The following is an 11829-nucleotide window of genomic DNA, read 5'->3' as shown; positions in this document are numbered from 1 at the left end:
CAATCCGCATAATTTCGCTTTGGAATGATACTAACGGGCATCTATTTCACGGATGACGGGTGTAATTTGGCAGTAGTACAGGCTATTGGATGGAACGTTCCTCGTGATAAGCGCCATCGCCCCCACAGTGACGTTATTGCCAATCCTCAGGTGGTCGCCAATTATGCAGACGTTGGCGCCCAAATTAACGTTGTCGCCGATTTCGATCAGACCCACCTCTCGTCCAACAATGCCAATGGTGGTGTTTTGCCGGATAACAAAATTCCGGCCGATCTTTGCGCGCCCCGTGATAACGATACCCACGCGGTGCATGATCCGCAGCCCCATCCCGATGTCGGATTCGAGCGAAATATCCATGTTATGCCGGCTGACCAGCGCCACCTGAATGCGTTTGGCAAGGCGCGGGTAATTGATCAGGCCGGGGGGTTTACGGCTGAAATACTGACCCAGCCGAAACCAGAATAGATAGTGGTTGGTTTCCTTACGCCTGATCCTGCGCCAGCAACGATAGGGGCGAAAGCGGCTACCCCCGGTAACCTCTACTCGCCAAAAATCTACAAGCTCCTGAAAGGTCACGCTACTCGTCTCCCCTGCGGCTTATGCGAAAAGCACGCAGGGTGCCATGGGGCGTTCGAGCTGTCACGCTGGACGGGCCTTCGTAAGCGGATGCCGAACACACCTTTCGTACTCACTTCTTCAACAAGTGCCCTTCGGTTATTTAGTTTTTTTATACACCATAAGCCCACTGATACAGATCAGCCCCATGCCCACCAGCGACCACCGATTGGGCCAGTCACTGAACAGCACCACCCCATAGACTGCCGCGAAAATGATTTGCAGATAGCCCAACGGCGCCAGTATTGCAGAAGAAGCATAGGTGTAGGCTTTAGACAGGAGGACATGCGCGCTCAGCCCCATCCCACCCAGCACTATCAATGACAGCCACTGCACTGCGGTGGGATAACCCCAGTAAAAAGGCACCACGGCACTCAACAACGCGGTGGCGAATACGCCTACATAGAAGCTACAGACCAAGGGGCTATCGGTATCACCCGCCAGTTGCGTCAATAGCTGGTACAAGGCAAAGAAAAACGCCGTCGCCAGAGGAAACAGCATCCACACCGAAAACGCATCGCTGGCGGGGTTGATGATCACCAGTACACCGATAAAACCTACCGCGACAGACAACCACTGAGAACGGCTGGCCCGAATGCCAAACAACAGGGGGACAGCAGGGTAACGAACGCTGGCGCAAGAAACACCAATGCGGTGGATTCCGCGATGGGTACATGGGTCAGGCCAAACAGGAAGGTAAGGCTGTCCGCCAACAGGCAAAACGCCCGCAGCACATGGAGCCATGGCCGCTGGGTATGAAAGCGTCGCTCCCCTCGTGATTTGAGAATCACAGCGGTCACTAGCCCCGAGTGCACCAGGTAGCGGACCCAGGCCACGAACAGTACTGGCAGGCTGAAGATCAGGCTTTTGGACAATGTATCGTGGGTTGCGAACACCATCGCTACCGCTGCCATCAACCACATGCCAGAAACATGGCCGGCGCCATGCTTGGCGTTCACCGGCATTTCCCCGCGGCGCCATAGCAAAAATCCACTGATACCCTCACTGCTTCGCCAACCTATATTGATCATTTGAACTGCTTGGTTTCCTGGAACGGGCAATAGCCGAAAAAGCGCTATGGCACTTGCGCCATGGGCGTGTTTCTCTTATCGCAAGCGTTCGTTCGCTCTCGCTTTTACCGCCTGTAAGCTGCGGGTGCAACTGGGCTGCGTTAGCCTGCCCGCAGCGCGCGTTCCACCGCCGCCTTGTCAATCACCGACCACACGGACAGGATTTTCCCCGCTTCGAACGTGTAAAACACGTTCTCGCTGAAGGCCACTCGTTGCCCATGGGTTTGCAGGCCGAGAAAAGCTCCACTGGGCGAGCAGTCGAACAACAACTTCGCCGCAACCAGAGGGGGCTCCACTGCCAGCAGGCTGAGATTGAAGCGCAGGTCGGGGATAATCTTGACGTCTTGCTCCAGCATCGCCCGATAGCCCGCCAAGCCAACAGCCTCGCCGTTATAACGCACGTGAGCATCCACGAATTCGCCCAGGTCCGCCCATCTACGTTCGTTCAGGCACTGAAGGTAGGCGCGATAGAGGGTATGTAGGTCCATGGGGTCAGGCTTCCTATCTTGGGCTGGGGTTTGAATGAACATCTGCCGTCGAGCGGCCTCAGAGAGTGATAGCACAGGATGCGACGCATCTATTCATTACCTTTGGAGGCTACGCACTATGAAGATCCTGATGGTTCTTACCTCTCACGATCAGCTTGGCGACACCGGCAAAAAAACCGGTTTCTGGCTCGAAGAATTCGCCGCGCCCTACTTTGCCTTTGTGGACGCCAGAGCCAAAATAACCTTGGCTTCCCCCAAAGGCGGTCAGCCGCCCTTAGACCCTAAGAGCGATGCCGAAGACGCCCAGACCGAGGCCACCGAACGCTTCAAGGGCGACAGCGACGCGCAAAAAGCGCTGGCCGGCACACTTCCGCTGGGCGACATCGACCCTTACGACTTCGATGCCGTGTTCTACCCCGGTGGCCATGGCCCACTGTGGGACTTAGCCGAAAACAAGGACTCGAAAACCCTGCTCGAATCCTTCTATGCCTCCAACAAGCCCATCGCCGCGGTATGCCACGCGCCGGGGGTATTCAAAAACGTGAACGCACCGGACGGCACCCCCGTGGTACAGGGCAAGAGGGTTACCGGCTTTACCAATAGCGAAGAACACGGCGTAGGCCTGACCGACGTAGTGCCCTTCTTGGTCGAGGACATGCTTAAGGCCAAGGGTGGCGAGTACTCCAAAGGCGCCGACTGGGCCAGCTACGTGGTAGAGGACGGTCACCTGATCACTGGGCAAAACCCAGCCTCCTCCGAGGCTACCGCCAAGGCGCTGATCGCTCGCTTGAAAAATGAAGTGCAACCATGAGTGCCTATAAGGCCCTGGTGGTCGGTTCTAGCGGGATCATCGGTAGCGCCTTGGTTGACACGCTGGCGCAAACGCCGGGTTGGGAGGTGCGAGCCATGCGCCGCACCGAAGTAGCGGGGGTGCCAACCCTAGACTGCGACCTAAGCGATGCCCAGGCCACACGCACGGCCCTGGCCGCTGCCGCCGACACCACTCATGTGTTTTATGCCGCGCTGCAAGCCCGCCCCGACTTGGCCGAAGAGTCCCACATCAACGCCACGATGCTACGCAACCTGCTCGATGGTTTGAAAGCCGTGGGCGCGCCATTGCAACGGGTGGTTCATTACCAAGGGGCCAAGGTGTACGGTGTTCACCTTGGCCCCACCCGCGCGCCCTTCTATGAAGAAGACCCACGCCATGTGGCGGCCAACTTCTATTACGCCCAGGAAGACCTTTTGCGTGAACGTCAGGCCAGCGATGGCCTGGCCTGGACCCTCCTGCGGCCAGATGTGGTGGTTGGCGATGTAGCCGGCAACCCTATGAACATTGCCATGGTCATGGGTGTGTTTATGAGCCTGAGCAAGGAAATGGGCGTCCCCATGCGTTTCCCTGGGTCGGAGGCTGCCTACCGTGGGGTGCTGGCCCAGGTTACCGACGCCCATTGGCTGGCACGGGCAAGCCTTTGGGCTGCGCTGAGCCCCGAGGCGGTCAATCAGGCATTTAACCTGGTGGGCGAACCCTTCCGTTGGGAGCGGATCTGGCATAAGGTCGCCGCGGCCTTCGAACTGGAGGTGGCCGAGCCCCAGCCGTTCTCTTTGAGCAAACAGATGCCTGGGCTGGCTGATGTATGGGCGCGTTTGGTAAAAAAGCACGGTCTCGCTACCTTGTCCTACGAGCGCTTGGTGGGATGGCCTTTCGGCGATTTCGTGTTCAACACCGAGTTCGATATGGTCTCGGACATGAACAAAGTGCGCCGGGCGGGATTCACTGAAACCGTAAATAACGAAGAGGTGTTTATAGGCGCGCTGCGGCGCCTGATGGCCAAGGGGCATATCGCCCTTTAAACAGCAGTAAGCCAAGCGTTTCAAGGGTAACGGGGCGTGCAAAAGGGGCTAAGGTAAATGCTGCCTCGGCCGATAGTAGCGTAACGGCAGCACCCCCTCCCCTGGATGGCCCCTATGATAAAAACAATTCAAGCCCGCTACACCGCAACCTTCCTCGGTTTTATTTTATTGATCGCGGTGTTGACCATTGTCGGTATACACCTGTTTATCACCCCCGCGCTCACAGCGACCGATGAGCGCCACCTGATCAACGAGGGTGGCAAGATCGGCAACGTGATCAAGACCGAACTGGCACGGGTGCAAGCCCAGCAGCGGGTAATCACCGAAACCGTGCCGCAATTGGACAGTGACGCTATCGACCGCTTGCTGCCAGCATTGGTCAACCAGTACGGCGAACTGAAAGTCTTTGGCGGTGGGGTTTGGCCGCTGCCGGATAAACGCACCCCAGGCCGGGCCAAGCACAGCACGTTCTATCATCGAGACAGCGGTGGCAAGCTGATCGTTAACACCCACTGGAACTCACCTGAATCCCAGAATTACTTCGAACAGCCCTGGTACCTGGGCGGCCTGAAGGCACCCGCCGGGCAGTGCAACTGGGCCAATGCCTACCGTGACGATGCCAGCCCGGAGCCACGCACCAACTGCGCCATGGCCATTACCAAAGACGGCGCCGCCTATGGCGTATCCACCATCGACGTGACCCTGGGCTTTTTCAATGACCTGGTCGCGAGCACGGAAGCACAAATCCACGCCTTGCTGATGATCGTGGAAAAAGACGGCAAGGTATTGAGCAACCAGCCAGAGATCCCTGGCAACAACGTGCTTAAGAACCTTTCGGACCTGGCCGCCCAGTACCCCTTTGCCAAAGCGCTGCAGCAAGCCCTGCAAGCGCCAGCTCATGCAGGGGTGACCAAACAGACCTACACCGGCGCCGATGGCCAGGAGTACAGCCTGTTCCTGCAACCGATCGAGGGTACGCCCTGGTCGATGGCCGTGGCCCAGCAAACCCGCGAACTCACCGCTCAAAGCCGCAAGGTGCTGACCACCTTGGCCGCCTTGCAGGTCCCTATGGTGATCGTGCTGTTGCTGATCATGGTTTTTGCCCTGCGTCAGTTGATGAAACGCCTGGCGGTGCTGCGGGCCAATATCGATACCCTGTCTGCCGGTGATGCTGACCTGACCAAGCGCATTATCATCCGCGCCGAGGACGAAGTGGGCGCGGTGGGCCACTCAGTCAACCGCTTTATCGTCTACCTGCAAAAGCTGCTGACCGAGGTGTCCGAGTCCTCGGCCGTTATCGCCCAGGGGGTGGACCAATTACGTGGCCAAGCCCAGGGCACGAACCACATCCTTACCCGCCATGCCAGCGAAACAGACCAAGCGGTGACGGCCATCACCGAAATGAGCTCCACCGCCGATGACGTAGCGCGCAATGCTGCACAAACCGCCAGCATGACCCAAACCGCCAATGAAAATGCCCGCCGTTCCAAGCTGGTGGTAGACGACGCCTCCAATAGCGTGCGAGAGCTGATCAGTGAAGTGGAATTGGCCACCACCAAGGTGCAGGCCATGGAGCAGGACGCCGAGCGGATCAACGCCGTACTGGCGGTAATCGGTGAAATCGCTGGGCAGACCAACCTGCTGGCGCTCAACGCCGCTATCGAAGCGGCCCGCGCGGGGGAACAAGGCCGAGGCTTTGCCGTGGTGGCCGATGAAGTGCGCGCCTTGGCCGGGCGCACTCAAGCCAGTACCTCGGAGATCAACGAGATGCTGGCCCGCTTGCAGCAAGGGGTAGGCGCCGCCGTGGTGGCCATGGAAAAGACCAAACAAAGTTGCCAAGCCACCGCCGAGAAAACCGCCAAGGTCAACGAAGGCCTGGATGGCATGGCCGACTCGGTGGTGCGTATCAACGACCTTAGCACCCAGATCGCCACCGCCGCCGAGGAGCAAAGCGCGGTGAGCGAAGAGGTGAACCGCAATATGGTCGCGGTGCGGCATATCGTCGAGGAGTTGGTGGCCGGTGGCGCCAAGAGCGAGCAAAGCACCGCCGCGCTGGCGGCCTCTAACGAGACACTGATCGCGGTGGTACGCCGCTTCAAGCTGAGGTAACCCAGCCTCGAACCGGTCAACCAGGTTCGAGGCTCAGGCCAGGGTTCGGCTTCTCGATGGCGGTGTTGCTTCATATTTGGCCCAGATGCGCCGCAGGTGACGGGCCGAGCCAAAGCCTGCGCGTTGGGCAACGCTTTCCATGTCCAGGCCAGGGTGGCTGAGCAACTCCCGCGCCAAGGCTACCCGCAGGCGGTTGAGGTAATCCAGGGGGCTAACCCCGGCCTGCTCGTTGAACAGCCGACCCAGGTGCCTGACGCTGGTAAAGGCCAGGCCCGCCATGCGTTGCACGGTCCAGTCACCGGCGGGGTCGGCTGCTACCGCATCCTGTACCCGGTGCAAGGCCGGGTGCAGGTGGTTGCGCCCACTCAGCCAAGGGGACAATTGCGGATCACTCCCCGCTCGACGCATATACACCACTAGGTCCCTGGCCACGGCACATGCCACCTGCGCGCCACGCAGCTGTGCCAGCACGTGCAGCATCAGATCGAGCCCAGCGGTCACCCCGGCGCTGCTGCTGATGCAACCGTCGGTGACGTATAAGCGGTTTTCCAGCACCGTGGCCGTAGGCGCCAGCGCTTGCAACTGCAGGTACAGGCCATGGTGGGTGGTGCATTGGCGGCCGTCGAGCAAACCTGCCCGGGCCGCGCTCAGCGCGCCGCTGCACACGCAGATCACCTGCAGGTTCGCAGGGGCCACCACGTTTTGTAGCCAAGGTGTCAGCAGCGCGCTGGCCGCGTCATAGGCCGCGCCCTGTTCGAAACGCTCCGGGCGGATCGAACCTACCAGCACCACCAGGCTGCCCGCTGGCAGGCTGCCTGGCAGAGGGGCCAGGCCCGCCAGTGGCAAGCCGATGGAGCTCTGTACGTCTGGGAACGGGCACAGGTAGCGCAGTTCGAAGCCCAACTCGCCTTGGCCGGCGTCCCAGGCCAGGCGGGAGGCCAGGCGCAGTACTTCCGCCGGCCCCACTAGGTCGAGCATCAGCACCTGGGGCAGCACCACGAAATACACCGGCGTGGCCATGGCTTAGCCTTCCAAGGCCTGGGGCACGGTCAAAATACGGGCAAACCGCCCCTCCAGAACCAGTTCGGTGCGCTCGCGGATCTCCGCTGGGCTGTACACCCGGCCGGTGCCCTTGTGGGTCATGGGGAAGGTCAGGGTAGCCTCGCTTACGTAATCCACTGCCCAGCCGCTGTCGGAGGCGTGGCGGGTAGTGGTTTCGCAGCATTGCTCGGTGCGAATGCCGCTGACAATTAGCCGGGAAATCCCCCGTTGCGTCAACCAGGCGGCCAGCGGCGTGCTGGCCAATGCGCTGTGATAGTACTTGTGAAAGGTCACCGCCGGGTCGATGGTCAGCTCATCCAGCGTTCGCACATGGCCAGAGGCCAAAGAAAAATGCCCTTGCTCACTCACATGGAAAATACGTACCACGGGAATGCCCTGCCGAACGCAGCCGTCAATCAGCGCCTGTTGTTTTTCCAGGTAAGCGGGCAGGTCCGCTTCGAGCCAATAAGGCGCGTGACGGAATGAGGTTTGAGCATCGATCACAAGTAGCGCGCTAAGGGTCATGGCAAGTCCTGGCCAGTGGTTAGAGTAACTATCGCAGGGCATAGCCTAACCGTGAAGCAGCCTGGGCCAACAGCACGCAGGCAGACACACTCAGGACGTTTTCGGACATTGCATCGCCGGTTGGCTGCAAACCGGGCTACCATCTGCGGCGGCACACCGGTACAGCCAGGTTCACTGGCGGCCCGCCGGGTTTTCGTTCAATCGCTTATGGTTTTGCCTATGTCCGCTCCTGCCCCCCTTCCCCCTACTGGCCCCGTGCGCCCAGGCCTTGCTGCGCTGATACGCGCGCTATGGCCGGCACGGCCCTCCATTGATGCTCGAGAGCGGCTACGTGCTTGCGTGGGGGCAGGCTTGGGGGTTGGGTTCGTTGCCCTGCTGGCCGCCTTCACACGGGAACACGGCCCGCTGGCCTTGGCCCTGGCCGCCCCCCTTGGCGCGAGTGCGGTGCTGGTATTCGCGGTACCTTCAAGCCCTTTGGCGCAGCCGTGGTCAGTAGTAGGCGGCAATACCTTGTCGGCCTTGGTGGGCATTGCCTGCGTCAATTTCATTCCCTTCGCACCCCTGGCCGCGGGGTTGGCGGTAGGTTTGGCGATCGCCGTGATGCTCACCCTGCGCTGCCTACACCCACCGGGCGGCGCCGCGGCCCTGCTGATGGTGCTGACTGGCCGCAGTGAATTGAGCTTCGCTTTTAATCCTGTGTTGCTGGACGCGGTACTACTGGTGGCCGCCGGGCTGCTGTACAACAACCTCACCCGGCGGCCCTGGCCTTACCTGCCCACCACGGCCGTTCCTCCCACGCGCCTGCACCGGGGCGACCTGGACGCCGTACTGGCCCGCTACAACCAGGTGCTGGATATCAGCCGCGGCGACCTAGAAGCGTTGCTCGACCAAGTTGAAGCCTTGGCCTATCAGCGCACCATGGGGGAAGTGCGTTGCGCCGACGTGATGACCCGAGAGCCCCTGGCGGCGCGGGTAGAAATGCCATTGCGCGAGGCCTGGGCATTGATGCGCAGGCATCGGATCAAAGCACTGCCAGTGGTCGACGGCCGCAGGCACTTGCTGGGCATCCTCACGGTGGCGGACTTCATGCGCCAGATCGACCTGGATGTCCACGAGGGCATGGCCTGGCGCCTGCGCGCGTTGGTGCGCCCACGCCCTGCCCAGGCCCGCACCGTAGGGCACATCATGACCCGCACCGTGCGCGTTGCCAGTGAAGACCGGCTGTTGATCGATCTGGTTCCGGTATTTTCGGAAAACGGCCACCGCCACATCCCCATCATCGACAGGCAGCAACGGCTGGTGGGCATCATCACCCAGTCGGACCTGATCAAGCGTTTGTACCAAGCGGTGCGTAATTAATTAAACGCGGCGGGGACGGCCGAGCCCAGCGGTGGTCTGTATAGCCATGCGTCTGAAAATAATCATTGCTAAAGGGGGCACTGCATGGCTTTTACCGACCAGTACGTGGAAGCGATCATTCGTTTGGAGGTTACCCTCTGGGGTGCTCATGCCCGGCTGCGCGCCGATTCCGACGCCGAGGCCTTGCATGACCTGCGCATTGCCGTACGGCGCCTGCGTAGCTTGCTGGTTCCGGTGCGAGGGGTGGCCAGCATGGGGGCGCTTCGCGATGCCGCCGCCCATGTGGGCCGCCTGACTACACCCTCCCGTGACCTGGAGGTGATGGCTGAAGAACTGACCCATCGAGGTTACCCCAACGCTGCCACCACCCGCCAAGCGAAACTGCAGGCTCATTACAGCCGAATTGCCCAGGCCCCTGCGCTGGATGCGCTGTTCAAGGCACTGGACCGGTGGCCAGAGGCGTTTCGGGCCTGCAAGCTGGGCAGCGATGCCGCGCGCTTGACCAAGGCGGTGGAAAAATCCTTGGCCAAGCATTTCTACAAGCTGCACGCCGCGGTGGAAGACCCGCAATTCGATCGCCACCAGCTGCGTATCTTGGTCAAGCGTACTCGTTACCTTACCGAAGCCTTCCCCCAGCTCTCGCCGCTGTCAGCCAAGGGCGCCAAGGCGCTTAAAGCCGTGCAGGCGGCGCTGGGCGCCTGGCATGACCATCACCAATGGTGCCTGAAGGCAGAGGTAGAGCCGGACCTGCGCCCTCTGCGGCCGCTTTGGGAGCAGGCCCAGGCGAAGGAACTCGCCCAGGCTGAGGTGGCTTTGGAGAAGCTTAAGGCGCTGTTGCCTCGGCGCTGACCTCGCGGATGGGTGGTTCGGCGACGTTCAGCTTGCGCATCAGGTGGCGCTTTTTTTGATGGTGTCCCTGCATGCGCCGCAGCAGATCATCCAGGGTAGCCACCGCCTTATGCACGTACGGGCCCTTGTTGAGCATCACGCAGTCGGCCCGCACGCCCATCGCCGCATCGGTGATTTCCGCCCGGCTGGGCGCGCCGGTCTTGGCCTGGGACTCAAGCACCTGGGTGGCCCAAATCACCGGCACATGGGCCGCTTCGCACAGGCAGAGCATTTCTTCCTGCAGTTCCGCGGTGCGCTCAAAGCCTGCCTCCACCGCCAGGTCGCCGCGGGCGATCATCACCCCGAAGCGCGGGTTGCGCATGCCAGCGAGCAGTAGCTCAGGCAGTTGCTCGAAGCCCTGGCGGGTTTCAATCTTTAGCACCATGCCTAAGTGACTAGCGCTCAGCCGTTCAAGGTGCTCAAGCAGTAGTTGCACGTCTCGGGCGCGGTTAACGAATGACAGCTCCACGATATCGGCATGGCGAGCGGCGAAGTTCAAGGCATTGATATCGTCTTCACCCAGAGCATCGATGCCCAAATCGGTTGCTGGCAGGTTAATGCCTTTGTCAGCCTTGAGCTTTGCCCCACCGGGCGCATGCTGGATTCTTACCTCAAGGGCCTCTGGGGAGGCGGTCACTATCACCCCGCCGATCTTCCCGTCGTCGAACCAGATCGGGTCGCCAGGCTGAGCGGCGGTGAAGACTTCGGGCGAGGTGCAGCCGATCTGGGCCGGGGTCACTACTTGCCCGGCAGCATCGACACAGGCAGAAGCACCCGGCGCTTCGCCCAGCGTGAGCATCAGCAGGTCACCTTCATGCAAGCGGATGGTTTCGATGGCCGCCGGTACTTCCAGAATACGCCCTGCCCGCTTGCCACCCTTGGGTTGCTTGCACTTGAGCTTCAGCCCAGGGGTCAGGTAGGCCGTTTTATGCAGCGTGACCCAGCAGCCTTGGGGCGTGCATTCCACCACTTCCAGCGCACGCTTAGCCTCCCGGGCATCGCGCAGTTTGAACACGTCCCCTACCTGGCAACCGCTGAGCAACTCTGCCGACACCCGAACCGTTTCATCGCCCGTGTAGGGCTCGGCGGTGAGGAACAGCCGGGCCGGTTCACGCACCGCGCCAGTTTCCGCGCGCTCGGGGCGTACCTTCAGCACCGCCGTACCCTGCCCTACGGGCCCTGTGCGCAGTTTCGGCCCCGGCAGGTCCATCGCCACCAGGCAAGGCTTGCCCAATTGACGGCTGGCGGTCCTGCCGTGATCCACCATGGCCGCCCATTGCTCGGGGCCGTCGTGGGCACAGTTGATGCGTTGGCAATTCATGCCTGCCACGAGTAGCCGCTCGATCAAGGCATAATCCTGGGTCGCCTCGGTAGGCATGGTCACCATGATGCGCGCCGCACGGCCTTCAGGCTCTGGGCCGAACAAGGCCAGGGCATGGTCCTTAAGGCTACCTGCCTGTGGCGCGGCGGCCAGGCTGGCTTCAGTACCCACGGGGCCATCACCGCCGGCCAACTGCTCCAGGACCTGAATGACCCGGTCTACCGAGCCCAGCACGTCGCTCTCGCAGCGCCCCAGCGACGACAACCCCAGGGCCGCCAGGCGCGTTTGTAGCACCCGGATGTCATGCCGGCGCAGTGCAAGATAGCCCAGCAGGTTGGCCGCGCTGGCCTGGTAACTAGGGTGGATGACTGATAGGTCGATCGCCGCGGCTGAGGCAATCTCTTTGCGCAGGAACGTCAAGGACCTGAGGGCGGCACTGATTTCACTGGCGCGGGCCGCCTGTTCGGTAGGGGCAATGGCTGTCATGAGAGCTCTCGGCAAGTCGGTTCAGCCAAGGCTAGGCGCAGCTCGTTACGCTTTTCTTACAGCGCCCTGCCAG

At 61.2% G+C, this 11829-nt stretch carries 12 protein-coding genes and 1 pseudogene; 6 read left to right on the top strand and 7 right to left on the bottom strand.

The window, feature by feature from the left end:
- Positions 1–30: 30 nt before the first annotated feature.
- The 4 genes from ACWKV4_RS06925 to ACWKV4_RS06910 all read right to left on the bottom strand — a co-directional run bounded on the left by ACWKV4_RS06925 (position 31) and on the right by ACWKV4_RS06910 (position 2173).
- Positions 31–576: an LbetaH domain-containing protein gene (locus tag ACWKV4_RS06925; RefSeq protein ID WP_483831333.1), complete on the bottom strand. Its 546-nt coding sequence runs from the start codon at positions 574–576 to the stop codon at positions 31–33.
- 138 nt (positions 577–714) lie between these two features.
- Positions 715–1221: a DMT family transporter gene (locus ACWKV4_RS06920; protein WP_483831332.1), complete on the bottom strand. Its 507-nt coding sequence runs from the start codon at positions 1219–1221 to the stop codon at positions 715–717.
- Entirely contained in the window at positions 1173–1646 is a 474-nt protein-coding gene (locus ACWKV4_RS06915; protein WP_483831331.1) for an EamA family transporter, read from the bottom strand. The genes ACWKV4_RS06920 and ACWKV4_RS06915 overlap by 49 nt, the downstream gene beginning before the upstream one ends.
- 140 nt (positions 1647–1786) lie before the next feature.
- Entirely contained in the window at positions 1787–2173 is a 387-nt protein-coding gene (locus ACWKV4_RS06910) for an ester cyclase (RefSeq protein WP_483831330.1), read from the bottom strand.
- Positions 2174–2291: 118 nt separating this feature from the next.
- On the opposite strand from ACWKV4_RS06910, the gene ACWKV4_RS06905 reads away from it, so the two are divergent.
- From ACWKV4_RS06905 to ACWKV4_RS06890, 4 genes and pseudogenes are all read left to right on the top strand, one after another.
- On the top strand, positions 2292–2984 hold the full coding sequence (locus ACWKV4_RS06905) for a type 1 glutamine amidotransferase domain-containing protein (RefSeq protein ID WP_483831329.1): 693 nt from the start codon (positions 2292–2294) through the stop codon (positions 2982–2984).
- Positions 2981–4027, top strand: a complete 1047-nt coding sequence (locus tag ACWKV4_RS06900; RefSeq protein WP_483831328.1) for an SDR family oxidoreductase — start codon at positions 2981–2983, stop codon at positions 4025–4027. The genes ACWKV4_RS06905 and ACWKV4_RS06900 overlap by 4 nt, the downstream gene beginning before the upstream one ends.
- Positions 4028–4132: 105 nt before the next feature.
- Positions 4133–5275 (top strand): annotated as a pseudogene (locus tag ACWKV4_RS06895) (HAMP domain-containing protein); the annotation flags it as partial.
- Positions 5276–5428: 153 nt separating this feature from the next.
- On the top strand, positions 5429–6136 hold the full coding sequence (locus ACWKV4_RS06890) for a methyl-accepting chemotaxis protein (RefSeq protein ID WP_483831468.1): 708 nt from the start codon (positions 5429–5431) through the stop codon (positions 6134–6136).
- 33 nt (positions 6137–6169) lie between these two features.
- Here ACWKV4_RS06890 and ACWKV4_RS06885 read toward each other — a convergent pair whose 3' ends face one another.
- Together ACWKV4_RS06885 and ACWKV4_RS06880 are read right to left on the bottom strand one after the other, a co-directional pair.
- Positions 6170–7156, bottom strand: coding sequence for a GlxA family transcriptional regulator (locus tag ACWKV4_RS06885; RefSeq protein ID WP_483831327.1), 987 nt, complete (start codon positions 7154–7156; stop codon positions 6170–6172).
- A gap of 3 nt (positions 7157–7159) precedes the next feature.
- The gene (locus ACWKV4_RS06880) at positions 7160–7702 is read right to left on the bottom strand and encodes a cysteine hydrolase family protein (RefSeq protein ID WP_483831326.1); all 543 of its coding nucleotides are present in this window, start codon (positions 7700–7702) and stop codon (positions 7160–7162) included.
- Positions 7703–7921: 219 nt separating this feature from the next.
- On the opposite strand from ACWKV4_RS06880, the gene ACWKV4_RS06875 reads away from it, so the two are divergent.
- Positions 7922–9061, top strand: coding sequence for an HPP family protein (locus tag ACWKV4_RS06875; RefSeq protein ID WP_483831325.1), 1140 nt, complete (start codon positions 7922–7924; stop codon positions 9059–9061).
- A gap of 84 nt (positions 9062–9145) precedes the next feature.
- A complete protein-coding gene (locus ACWKV4_RS06870) occupies positions 9146–9910 on the top strand; it encodes a CHAD domain-containing protein (RefSeq protein ID WP_483831324.1) in 765 nt (254 codons plus the stop codon).
- On the opposite strand, the gene ACWKV4_RS06865 is transcribed toward ACWKV4_RS06870, so the two are convergent.
- Positions 9885–11756 carry a pyruvate kinase gene (locus tag ACWKV4_RS06865; RefSeq protein WP_483831323.1) on the bottom strand — a complete coding sequence of 624 codons (1872 nt, stop codon included), beginning with the start codon at positions 11754–11756 and terminating at the stop codon, positions 9885–9887. The genes ACWKV4_RS06870 and ACWKV4_RS06865 overlap by 26 nt on opposite strands.
- Positions 11757–11829: the final 73 nt, after the last annotated feature.

The organism is Pseudomonas artemisiae (genome assembly GCF_057128685.1).
Note: the sequence above shows the minus strand (reverse complement) of the source record. Positions and strands in the feature narration are given on the sequence as shown.

Bases quoted from the DNA above. Each gene is read 5' to 3' on its own strand.
- ACWKV4_RS06875 (WP_483831325.1), top strand. From the start codon at position 7,922: ATGTCCGCTCCTGCCCCCCTTCCCCCTACTGGCCCCGTGCGCCCAGGC.
- ACWKV4_RS06910 (WP_483831330.1), bottom strand. From the start codon at position 2,173: ATGGACCTACATACCCTCTATCGCGCCTACCTTCAGTGCCTGAACGAA.
- ACWKV4_RS06885 (WP_483831327.1), bottom strand. From the start codon at position 7,156: ATGGCCACGCCGGTGTATTTCGTGGTGCTGCCCCAGGTGCTGATGCTC.
- ACWKV4_RS06890 (WP_483831468.1), top strand. From the start codon at position 5,429: ATGAGCTCCACCGCCGATGACGTAGCGCGCAATGCTGCACAAACCGCC.
- ACWKV4_RS06865 (WP_483831323.1), bottom strand. From the start codon at position 11,756: ATGACAGCCATTGCCCCTACCGAACAGGCGGCCCGCGCCAGTGAAATC.
- ACWKV4_RS06880 (WP_483831326.1), bottom strand. From the start codon at position 7,702: ATGACCCTTAGCGCGCTACTTGTGATCGATGCTCAAACCTCATTCCGT.
- ACWKV4_RS06870 (WP_483831324.1), top strand. From the start codon at position 9,146: ATGGCTTTTACCGACCAGTACGTGGAAGCGATCATTCGTTTGGAGGTT.
- ACWKV4_RS06900 (WP_483831328.1), top strand. From the start codon at position 2,981: ATGAGTGCCTATAAGGCCCTGGTGGTCGGTTCTAGCGGGATCATCGGT.
- ACWKV4_RS06905 (WP_483831329.1), top strand. From the start codon at position 2,292: ATGAAGATCCTGATGGTTCTTACCTCTCACGATCAGCTTGGCGACACC.
- ACWKV4_RS06915 (WP_483831331.1), bottom strand. From the start codon at position 1,646: ATGATCAATATAGGTTGGCGAAGCAGTGAGGGTATCAGTGGATTTTTG.